9 protein-coding genes are annotated in these 11283 nt (G+C 64.7%); 6 read left to right on the top strand and 3 right to left on the bottom strand.

Annotated features, from left to right (window positions below; translation table 11 throughout):
- Position 1 precedes the first annotated feature (1 nt).
- Positions 2–904 carry a LysR family transcriptional regulator gene (locus tag L1F31_RS01985; protein ID WP_265419030.1) on the top strand — a complete coding sequence of 301 codons (903 nt, stop codon included), beginning with the start codon at positions 2–4 and terminating at the stop codon, positions 902–904.
- Between the two features lie 316 nt (positions 905–1220).
- On the top strand, positions 1221–2711 hold the full coding sequence (locus tag L1F31_RS01980) for an MFS transporter (protein WP_265419029.1): 1491 nt from the start codon (positions 1221–1223) through the stop codon (positions 2709–2711).
- Between the two features lie 100 nt (positions 2712–2811).
- Here the strand turns inward: L1F31_RS01980 and L1F31_RS01975 are convergent, their stop codons facing one another.
- The 3 genes from L1F31_RS01975 to L1F31_RS01965 form a co-directional block, all read right to left on the bottom strand.
- Positions 2812–3999: a Cmx/CmrA family chloramphenicol efflux MFS transporter gene (locus L1F31_RS01975; protein WP_265419028.1), complete on the bottom strand. Its 1188-nt coding sequence runs from the start codon at positions 3997–3999 to the stop codon at positions 2812–2814.
- Positions 4000–4332: 333 nt separating this feature from the next.
- Positions 4333–5115, bottom strand: a complete 783-nt coding sequence (locus L1F31_RS01970; RefSeq protein WP_265419027.1) for a CoA-transferase subunit beta — start codon at positions 5113–5115, stop codon at positions 4333–4335.
- A complete protein-coding gene (locus tag L1F31_RS01965; protein ID WP_265419026.1) occupies positions 5112–6032 on the bottom strand; it encodes a CoA transferase subunit A in 921 nt (306 codons plus the stop codon). Before L1F31_RS01965 ends, L1F31_RS01970 begins: the two co-directional genes overlap by 4 nt.
- A 136-nt stretch (positions 6033–6168) precedes the next feature.
- On the opposite strand from L1F31_RS01965, the gene L1F31_RS01960 reads away from it, so the two are divergent.
- The 4 genes from L1F31_RS01960 (at position 6169) to L1F31_RS01945 (ending at position 11197) form a co-directional block, all read left to right on the top strand.
- Complete coding sequence (locus L1F31_RS01960; protein ID WP_265419025.1) at positions 6169–7062, top strand: LysR family transcriptional regulator; 894 nt, start codon at positions 6169–6171, stop codon at positions 7060–7062.
- Between the two features lie 269 nt (positions 7063–7331).
- Entirely contained in the window at positions 7332–8555 is a 1224-nt protein-coding gene (locus tag L1F31_RS01955; RefSeq protein ID WP_265419024.1) for an acetyl-CoA C-acetyltransferase, read from the top strand.
- 218 nt (positions 8556–8773) lie between these two features.
- Positions 8774–9916 (top strand): CaiB/BaiF CoA transferase family protein, encoded by a 1143-nt coding sequence (locus L1F31_RS01950; RefSeq protein WP_265419023.1) that lies wholly within the window; start codon positions 8774–8776, stop codon positions 9914–9916.
- Between the two features lie 141 nt (positions 9917–10057).
- On the top strand, positions 10058–11197 hold the full coding sequence (locus L1F31_RS01945) for an acyl-CoA dehydrogenase family protein (protein WP_265419022.1): 1140 nt from the start codon (positions 10058–10060) through the stop codon (positions 11195–11197).
- The last annotated feature ends 86 nt before the right edge of the window (positions 11198–11283 follow it).

Genomic DNA, 11283 nt, shown 5'->3' with positions numbered 1-11283 from the left:
TATGGCAGAACCAAGCCTCAAACGCCTCCAGTACTTCATCGCCCTGGCTGAGCACGGCAAATTCCAACTCGCAGCCGATGCCGTCAACATCTCGCAGCCAGCATTGAGCGCCGAACTCAAACGGCTCGAGGACTTCGTCGGCAAACCGCTGTTCCACCGCAGTCCAGTGACGAAGCTGACTGCGGCAGGAGAGGCGCTGCTGCCCTATGCGAAGTCCGCCGTCGGCGCCGCCCACCGATTCAACGAGTACGCGGTAGCCGTGAACACCGGGGCTCCGACCTCGATCTCGATCGGCACCGTGGCCACGTTCCTCCACCGCGGCCTGCCGCAGACGATCACGGATTTCTCCGCCGAGCATCCGAACATCCTCGTCACCACGGAGGAAGCCACCTCGGCGGCGCAGTCGAACATGCTGCTCGGCCACGATATCGACATCGCCTGCGGGCACATGCCCCTCCAACACCCCGACCTCGCATGCACTCCGGCGGCCAGGGAGTCCTTCTGGCTGTGCGCTCCCGCCGAGTCACCGATCACCACCATCGCCGAGGCCGTCGACTCCCCGTTCGTCATCTTTCGCAAGAGTGCGTCCCCGATCTACCACGACAACGTCGTGGGAATCTGCCGCACGCACGGCTTCGAACCGCAGATCCACCATCAGACGGCCAGCTGGTCAGCCGCCGTCGAGATGGTGGCACACGGTCTCGGCGTCTCGCTCGTCCCTTCGCCGGTGGCACTGAGCTACCGCAGCGATGAGCGACTGACCTTCACGCGGGTCGGCACTCGCCCGAATGCCCCACAGGCCTGGATCACCGTCCGTAGGGAGGACCAGTCGTCGCTCATCGGCGACCTCGCCCTCGACCTCGTCGCCGCCTCGGAGTCCATGGCCGACCCCGTCGGCGACTGAGTGTCGCCTCGGCAAGGGATTCCCACGGCGAGCGCACCTGCGAGCGCAACTCGGCACTCTGATACTCGGAGGGGAACAATCTCTCCAAGATTCTTTCACGCGGCATCAGACACAGTTATCTCTGATCCGGATTACGCATCGGTAATCCCAGAAAATCAAGGACAGCCGGCTTCAATATCACCGCGGGTTATACAGGTATAACGAGAAAGTCTTTGCCGTGGCATCAGTGAGCAACTTACTGTGAACAAGCACCCATGCCACGTCAACGACGCTGGGCATCGGTAGGCGCAATGACGCTCCACCTGAGAGGAATCGCATGTCTGACTCGGTCAACACCGCGAAACGAGCCCGGAAAGCCGGAATCGCATCATTCATCGGAACCACCATCGAGTGGTACGACTTCTACATCTACGGCACCGCCTCGGCGCTGGTGTTCGGTCACGTATTCTTCCCCGACACCCTGCCGGCCGGCGTCGGCACTCTGCTCTCCTTTGTCACACTGTGGGCCGGCTTCCTGGCACGTCCGCTCGGCGGAATCATCTTCGGTCACTTCGGTGACAAGTACGGCCGGAAGAAGACGCTCGTCGTCACCCTTGTGATGATGGGCGCGGCATCGTTCCTCGTCGGCCTGCTGCCGGGATACGCGACCATCGGCATCGCCGCGCCGATCATCCTCACCTGCCTGCGCATCCTGCAGGGCATCGCCGTCGGTGGCGAATGGGGCGGCTCCGTGCTCATCGCCAGTGAGAACGCGCCGAAGGGCAAGGGGGTCCTGTACTCGGCCTTCGCCCAGCAGGGATCTCCGGCAGGAAACCTCATCTCCTCGGGCATGTTCTTCGCCCTCGCGCTTCTGCCGACCCCGCAGTTCCTGCTCTACGGCTGGAGGATTGCATTCCTCGCTTCGATCTTCCTCATCGTCATCGGCCTCGTCATCCGCCTCAAGCTCGAAGAGCCGGAGAACATGAAGGTCGTGAAGAAGAAGGACGCCGTCGTCAAGGTTCCCGCCATCGAGGCGATCAAGAAGCACTGGGTGCTCATCCTCCTCGGCGCCGGTTCGCTGCCGCTCATTCAGGTCACCTATCTCAAGACGACGTTCGCCACTGCCTGGGCCACGGACACCACCCACCCCTGGGCGTACAGTTCGTCGACGTTCCTCGGCGTCGTCACGCTCGCCCTCGTCGTGCAGTTCATCGTCCAGCCGTTCGGCGCGGTCATCCTCGACCGGGTCAAGGACATGCGCAAGGCGATCGTCTGGATCATCGTTCCGGAGTTCGTCCTCATGCCGCTCATGTTCTTCGCGATCGAACTGGGCCATCCCGGGATCGCCCTCGCAGCCATGGCCGCCGCAACTGTTCCGCACTCGCTGTTCTACGCCGGCATCGGCGGAATCATCGCCCGGGCGTTCCCCACTCGGGTCCGGTACACGGGAATCTCGCTGGCCTACCAGCTGTGCTCGATGACCGTGGGCGGCGGCACTGCGGCGGCCGCGCAATGGATGTACAACAGTTCGGATTCCATCATTCCGGTGGCGATCCTCAGCGCCAGCTATGCGCTCGTCTCCCTCATCTGCACCCTCATCCTGCTGAACAAGACCGGATGGAGGGCGAGCGAGAACTCGAAGGCCGAGGCCGCCGACGAGGCAGAGTTCGCCGAGGCTCTCGCCGCTGAGAAGGTGGAAGCAGCTGAGGCCGCATCTGACGAAGGCGCTCCAACGGACGGGCCTGGCACGAGCGACACAGCACCAAATGCCGACGCCACGAGCACGGATTCCAAGCCTGTTCCACCACGCATGCCCGTCACCCCCTGAGGTCTCTGAGGCCCCGACCTCAGCCCCTCTGGGACCCAGCCTCTACGACAATGCGGCCCCGAGTTCACTGCGAACTCGGGGCCGCATCACGTTGCATGGTCTAGGTGTATGAAGCCAGGACGTTGTCCCTGGGCGCAACCAGCCGAAGAAGGGAAACTGCGACCAGCAACGCCGTTGCTGTCGCGACGACAGCCACCAAAACAGGCCCAAGCGAACCCGGCATAACGCCGAGTGCGGCAGCAGCGAGGACTGGACCTGCCGCCGCACCGACGTTGAGCGCCGCTGTCGCGTACGACCCCGCCATAGTGGGCGCACCCGCCGCCGCATAGAGCACTCGCGTGATCAGCGTGCTCCCAACAGCGAACCCCAACACACCCTGAGCGAAAACGAGCCCGAGCAGGGCAACGGGGTTCGTCGCGAATATTGCCAACGCAAACCACCCGAGCACTAGAACACTTCCACCGCCTACGATGACGATTCGGGGCCGGGCATCCGAGAACCGTCCTGCAACGGTGACTCCGATGAAGGAGCCAGCGCCGAAAAGCATAAGCGCCCCTGACACCCACCACTGGCTCAGGCCGGCAGTATCAGTAACGATCGGGGCCAGGAAAGTCAGCGCGGAGAAAGTTCCGGCATTCACCAAGGCAGCGAGCAGCATCGTTAAGACCAGGCGTGGAGAGGCCAGCTGCGACAGCTCCGCCCGCAGCGAAGTAGAAGACGGCTCTTCCCGAGAGGCTTCGTCAGACTGATGGGTGAAACCCGCAGCAATGCCGACCGCAGCGGGGACGCACAGTAAAGCGATCGCCCAGAACGTCGACTGCCAACCGAGCGCCGTCCCCAGCAGAGCACCCGCCGGGACGCCGGCAACGGTTGCGACAGTGGTGCCCGCAAGCAGGACCGCCACGGCCCGACCTTTGGCATCCGGTGTCACGAGTTTCGTCGCCGCCCCCAGCGCAACCGCCAAGAAGCCCGCATTGACAACCGCAGCGATCACGCGAGTAATGAACAAGACAGTGAAGTCTGGTGAGATTGCTCCGACGACGTGGGACAGCGCGAACACGATCACGCATCCCAAAAGTGTCGCTTTCGCAGGGAGGCGACGAGTGAGAGCGGCCATCGCAGGTGCGCCGATCACCATACCTGCGGCGAATGCCGAGGTCAGAAGACCAGCAGTCCCCACGGAAACGCCGAAGGTTGTGGCAATGTCGGGCACGAGGCCAGCGAGCATGAATTCGGAAGTACCCATAGCGAAGACCGCCAGGGCAAGAAGATAAAGAACAAAAGGCATCGAGATAACTCCGAAGTGAGAGTACGAACAAAAGAACGTCTCGTCACCACGGTCAGCGCCCAAAAACTCCCGAAGGTCGTGCTGCGGGCAACACCGGACAGCAGAGTTAGGGGATCAGCGGAGGTGAGGGGCTGACGGCGTGACCGACAGCCCCTGAGTGTCCGATTCGGGGCTCGACATACGGCTCATCGTACCCGTCTGCGCCGCACCTCCCAAGAAGCATCAAAGACCGCATCGCCAGCAACTTCTAGGTACTGTCCACTCTGGACTGCCCACGTTCCTCGGTGAGCAATCCAGAGAAAGACGTACCGATTCAGCCGACTCCGGTCCCACCTACCGCAGGTAGAGCCGGACCGTATCGATCTCGTCGCGGAGTAAGCGGACTTCCTCGGCCGTCGGCGCCTGAGTCTGCTGGACATCCTCGGCGACGGCGAGGTCCCAACCGGTCGCCTCCTGCACCTGTTCGACCGTGACCCCGGGGTGCACCTCTGTGAGTTCGAGCTCGCCGAGGCGCTCACGTCGCCGCAGGATCCCCAACGGGGTGATGACGGTGGAGACGCCGAATCCGGGCGGCTGGATGAAGTCCGGCTGCTCAGCCGCGCGCACCGGCGAGGCGGAGGTCGTGAAGTCGAGTTCGGCGGGCAGCGCGGCCGGGTCATGGCGGCGGAGGACGACGAAGACCTCTCCTGCGTTGGCCATGATGTCCGCAGCCCCTCCGGAACCGGGCAGGCGCACCTTCGGCGAATCCCAGTCGCCGATGACCGTGGTGTTCAGCGAACCGTACCGGTCGACCTGAGCGGCTCCGAGGAAGCCGACGTCGACGTTCCCACCTTGGAGGACGTATCCGAACAGGGCATGCATGTTCACGACCGCCTCGGCGCCGGAGACGACGACGGAGTCCGCGATACCCTCGGCCATCGATTCCGGGTGCGCGCCGGCGACCCCGGATTCGTAGATGAGCTGGATGCCAGGATTGACCGTGCGGTGCGCCAGGTCGACGGCCAGCGTCGGCAGACCGACCCCGGCGAAGACGGTGCGGCTACGGGCGAGCATCTTCGCGGCCGCGCAGACGATGAGTTCGGTTTCGGTGAATTCCTTCGCCGAGGTGGTGCTCATTTCACGGTCCCTTCGTTGAGTAAGGCGCGGCGACCGTAATCGACTGTGCCGGAGGGGCGTGGAGCCACGCGCAGGCTCAACAGCCGGTCGGCGCCGATCGCCTGGAGGTATTCAGCATGGTCGTGGGTGCCGCGGACATGGGTGTCGAGCCATTCCCGGAGCCGAGCCGGGTCCTTCGAAATCGGCGTCCATTCGCGGTAGAAGGCGTTGTCACGGTCATAGGATCCCTGCACATAGGAGGGGTGTGCTCCGGTCGGGACCTCACAGACGGCGTCGACGGCGTGAGCCGGGATGAGGGTGCGGTTCGGGTCTGAGCGGACGACCTCGTCGTCGACGATCTCCTCGACGGTGACGATGACATGCTTCGCTGCGTAGACGGCTTCCTGCTGCGTGCCGGTGATGCCCCAGATCTGCACGTTTCCGTGCCGGTCGGCCCGCTGAGCATGGACGATCGTGACGTCAGGGTTGAGCGGCGGGACCACGTAGGTCTTCTTCCCCGAGTACGGGTCGACGACGGAGCGGATGTCCGGGTTGATGCCGGGGATATCCGAACCGACGAAGGAGCCGATCGGAGCGAAGGGCAACCTGGCGGCGCCGGCGTGATAGCGCAGGGTCATCGCGTGATGCGAGTACTCTTCGACCTCGAGCGGACGCGGGTCGGCGGATTGGATGCGACGCCGCACCTCGTAGAGGCTTCCGGCCGAACCGGAGGCGAAGAACGAGCAGACGAGGCGATCGACGCAGTCGGCGGCGATCATCATGTCGCTGAGCAGATCGGGGGTGAGCCGGCAGAAGGTGAGCCCGGAGATTCCCTGCCGGATGATCTCGTGCCCGGCGGCGAACGGGATAAGGTGGGAGAACCCCTCGAGCGCCACCGTGGCTCCGTCCTTGACGTAACGCTCAATGGCTTCAGGCAAACTGACGACTGTGTCACTATCCATGGTTCGCAGGCTATAGCAATTACCCAAATCTGCAAAATAGCCCTACCATTATTACTTTTTCATGCAATAATTAAGCCACTCGCCCAGCGGCCGCCTGACACAGGAGAATATTTTGGAGCTGCAGCAGATCCGCGCCTTCGTCGCCGTCGCCGAAGAACTCCACTTCGGTCGTGCCGCCGAACGCCTCGGCATGGCCCAGCCTCCGCTGAGCCGCACCATCCGGTCCCTGGAGACCGAGCTCGGAGCCTCACTGTTCCAGCGCACGACCCGTTCGGTCAGCCTCTCCCCCGCCGGTGAAGCCCTGCTCGAGCCGGCCAAGCACATGCTCGCCACTCAGCAGGCCGCCGTCGAATCCGTCCACCGCTCTTCCAGCGGTGAGGTCGGTCGCGTGCGCTTCGGCTACTCACATCCGTCCTCGCGCGACCTGGCCGCCACCCTCGTGGCGGCCTCACACGAACGCAATCCGGGCATCACTTTCCAGCTCGAGTCGACGGTCTATGCCGACGAAGGCCTCGAGCGGATCATGGACGGCACTCTCGACCTCGCGCTGGTCCGGTGGCGTCGGCGACCCCCGCTCATCGCCGGCCGCCCCGTGGCGATCGAGCGTCCATGTGTCGCCTTGCCGAGCTCTCACCGCCTGGCGAAGCGGAAGAAGATCGGCGTCAAGGAACTCGCCGACGAACCCTTTGTCCTCCTGCCCGCACGACCGAATTCGAACCTGCGCGAGACCGCCATGCGCCTGTGCCTCGACGCCGGGTTCAGCCCGCGCACCGTCCAGGAGGCCCCCGACTCGCAGTCGATCTCCGCGCTCGTGGCCGCCGGGATGGGCGTGACGATTACGTTCGATTCCGTCGCCGCCGGCTACGACTCGCGGATCGCCGCGGTTCCGCTCGATCTCCCGAACGAAGCCACCCAGCTCCACCTCGCCTACCGACTCGATCAGCAGGACGCCGCCCTGAACACGGTGCTCGATGTCGCCGAGGCGGTACTGCCGACCGTCCGCTGAGCGGCCTGGCCGCCGCAAGCCGGCCAGGCTGGCGAATCTTGCGAATCGAATCCAGCGACCCCGCATACCGTCACCGAGGCGACCCACCCACCAGTGCCGCGCCGTCACTATGAGGCCCATTCATTGAGACGCACCCTTGTCAGGCGCAATCCATTCGGATATGTTCATAAATGGGAAAGTATTAATACCAAATTCGGCAGTGATGCCGATCGTGTCGACGTTCCGGCCCCACAAGCGGGACGGTGCGACCGCAACCAAAGGGAGACTCCGTGTCCGAAGACATCGTCATCTGCGAACCTCTCCGCTCCCCCGTGGGCGGATTCGGCGGACAGTTCAAGGACGTTCCGCACGAGGAGCTCGGCCGTCAGGTCCTGAAAGCTCTGCTGGAGAAGACCGACCTGCCGGGTGAAGCCATTGAGGATGTCGTCCTCGGCAACTGCTATCCGCACATGGAGACCCCGGCGATCGGCCGCGTCGTCGCCCTCAACGCGGGACTGCCGATCACCGTTCCGGGCCGTCAGGTCGACCGTCGCTGCGGCTCCGGCCTGCAGGCGATCGCCGACGCCCACGCGATGATCTCAGCCGGTTTCGCGGACCTCGTCGTCGCCGGCGGCGTCGAGTCGATGAGCCGCGCACCGTTCTTCAATGAGGAGATCCGCTGGGGCATCAGGGGCGGCAACGTCGAGCTCAAAGACGGCCTCGTCCGCGGCCGCCTCACCGCCGGCGGCAATGACTACCCGGTGCCGGGCGGAATGATCGAAACCGCGGAGAACCTGCGTCGGGAGTACAAGATCTCGCGGGAGGACCAGGACGTCTACGCCGTTGAATCGCATCGTCGTGCCGCCTCGGCGACTGAGGAAGGGAAGTTCGCCGACGAGATCGTGCCGATCACGCTGCCGGCCACCCGGAAGACCCCTGAACAGGTCATCACGACCGATGAGCACATCCGTCCCGGATCGACGGTCGAGAAGCTCGCGAAGCTCAAGCCGATGCTCGGGAAGTCCGACGATGAGGCCACGGTGACCGCCGGCAATGCCTCGGGTCAGAACGATGGTGCCGCCCTGTGCATCGTCACCACCGCAGCCAAGGCCGCCGAGCTGGGTCTGCGGGTCTTCGCCCGCATGCGCAGCTGGGCCGTGGCCGGTGTGCCGCCGAAAACCATGGGCATCGGCCCGGTCCCGGCGACCGCGAAGGCACTGCAGCGCGCGGGTCTCGAACTCGTCGATATCGACCTCATCGAACTCAACGAGGCATTCGCGGCGCAGGTGCTCGCCTGCACGACCGAATGGAAGCTGTCCGAATCCGACTTCGCCGAGCGTCTCAACGTCAACGGCTCGGGCATCTCACTGGGCCACCCGGTCGGCGCGACCGGTGGGCGCATCCTCGCGACCCTGCTGCGGGAGATGGATCGCCGCGAATCGCGCTACGGCCTCGAGACCATGTGCATCGGCGGCGGTCAGGGCATGGCTGCGGTCTTCGAACGCGTGGCCTGACAGGACGGCCTCGCCTGAGGCTGATCGACTCGAGGAGCCAGCAGCTCACCGCAGGCCGAGTGAAGGGCCGTCCGCGTCTGTCGCGGGCGGCCCTTCACGCCGACTCAGGCCACCCCAGGGACGGACCGCCCGTCAGCGCTCGATCCAGTCCGACACCTCGGACGAAATCCGCGGAGACCCCGTTGTCTTCGCCCAGGTCAGCGCCGAGGATGAGGAACATGAACGCAACGAAGCAGCTGCTGACCGGGGTTCGGGTCGCCGATTTCTCCCGAGTCCTCGCCGGTCCCTACGCCACGGCGATGCTCGCCGATCAGGGCGCCGAGGTCATCAAGATCGAGATGCCCGGCCACGGGGACGATTCCCGACATCTCGGACCCTTCACAGATTCCGGGTCGACTTACTTCACCGGACTCAACCGCGGAAAGCGCTCGATCGAGGCCGATCTCAAGGACCCGGAAGACCACGCTCGACTGCTCGATCTCATCGCGAGCTGCGATGTCGTCGTCGAGAACTTCCGGCCCGGCGTCGCCGCGAAGCTCGGCCTGTCCTATGAGAACCTCAAGGCCGTCAAACCCGATATCGTTTACGCGTCGATCTCCGGCTTCGGACAGCACGGCACCCAAGCCAAACGCCCCGCCTACGACACGGTCATCCAGGCCCTGAGCGGCCTCATGGCCTCGACCGGCTTCCCCGACGGCTCCCCCACCCGAGTCGGCGAATCCATCGCCGACGTCTCCGCCGGAGTCTTCGCCGCCTTCGGCATCTCCTCGGCGCTCTTCCACCGCCAGACGACCGGCGAAGGTGCCCATATCGACATTCCGATGCTCGACGTCATGCTCGCCATGCAGCCGACGAACGCCTCCCTCCACTCCGCTGGATCCGCCCCCACCCGGGTCGGCAACCGCCACCCCGTCTCGGCACCGTTCGACACCTATCGCGCCGCCGACGGACTCCTCGTCATCGCCGTGGCCAACGACCGGCTCTTCGGTACTCTTGCCCAGACCCTCGGCAAGCCGGAGCTGGCCACCGATCCGCGCTTCGCCACCGACGCTCATCGGTCGGACAACGACGACGCGCTGCGCATCGAGATCGAAGAATTCACCACCGGGCGCACCGTGACCGAGCTGTGCGAGATCTTCGATGCCGCCGGAATCCCGAACTCCCCCGTCCTCGATTTCGCCGAGGCGGTCACCGGCCCCATCGGCTCCGATCGCGATCTCACTGCCACCGATCCCCGATCCGGGCACGCCTTCCTCGGCCACCCGCTCCTTGTCGACGGCACCCGCCCGGCGTCCGCGCTTCCGGCGCCCCGCCTCGGCGAACACAACGCCGACTTCGCCGCACCCACCGACGCACGCTGACCTGACCGGCTGGCCTCAACCTCGCCGAGGCGGCGCACTCCGCACGAATCCCCTGGCCTCTCAGTCAGGATTCCCCGATCCTCCTGGTCGGGACCCCGTCCAATTCCATCGAACCGATCCCCATTGCAAAGGAGCACTCTTATGGCCTTCGACATCACCGCCGATGAACAGGAACTCGTCGACGCCGTCGTCTCGATCAGCAAGGACGTCCTCGTCCCACAGGCCGCGGCCGCCGACGCGAACGAACGCGTCTCCGACGAAACCCTGAAGACCCTCGCCGAGGTGGGGGTCATGGGGCTCAACCTGCCCGAGGAATTCGGCGGGCCCGGCGTCGGTTCGGTGGCGATGAGCCAGATGGTCGCCGCCATCACCGAGGCGTGCGCATCGACCGCGTCGATCGTCACCGCACAGTTCCTCGCCACCGACTCGATCCTCCTCGGCGGCACCGATGCCCAACGCGAAGCGTGGCTGCCACGTACCGCTGCCGGCGAGGTCATCGGCGCTTTCGGGCTCACCGAGCCGGGTGCCGGTTCGAACCCGGCGGAGATGTCGACGAAGGCCACACGGGTCGACGGTGGTTGGCATCTCAAGGGCACGAAGTGCTTCATCACCAACGCCGGCTTCGCGGACTTCATCGTCGTCTACGCGAAGACCGACGTCGATGCTGGCCACAAGGGAATCAGCGCATTCATCGTCGACACGAAGGCCGCCTCGGCGGGGTTGGATTTCAATCCCCCGGAGAAGACGATGGGTCTGCGCGGCAGCCCTGTCTATGAGTTCGTCATCGACACCGTTGTCCCCGAGGATGCTCTGCTCGGCGTCGAAGGTGAAGGCTTCACAACAGCCATGCGCGTGCTCGACCGCGGACGCATCGAAGTTGCGGCAATGAGTCTGGGAATCGGCAAGGCCGCACTCGACGCTGCCGTGGATTGGGCTGGCGAACGCAAGATCAGCGGAAAGCCGCTCAACCGGCTCCAGGGCATCGCTTTCAAGCTCGCGGATATGTACACGAAGTACCGATCGGCATGGCTTCTGACGATGGACGCCGCCGAACAGCGCGACGCCGAGGTGGACTTCACTCGGTCATCGGCTACGGCGAAGCTCGCCGCCTCTGAGGCCGCCGCATTCATCGCCGACGAAGCACTGCAGATCCACGGCGGATACGGTTTTACCCGCGACTTCCCGCTGGAGCGCTATGTCCGCGATGCGCGGATTTACCGCATCTACGAAGGCTCATCGGAAATCCAGCGGACGATCATTGCACGCTCGCTGTCGAAGTGAGCGCTGGCTGGGTCGCAGGTCTGCGCTGAAGCTAGGGGCCACCTCGGCGATATTCCGATATCTCGGACAGAAAGTGTGATCCAGAC

Source organism: Brevibacterium spongiae, assembly GCF_026168515.1.
Lineage (GTDB): Bacteria > Actinomycetota > Actinomycetes > Actinomycetales > Brevibacteriaceae > Brevibacterium > Brevibacterium spongiae.
Note: the sequence above shows the minus strand (reverse complement) of the source record. Positions and strands in the feature narration are given on the sequence as shown.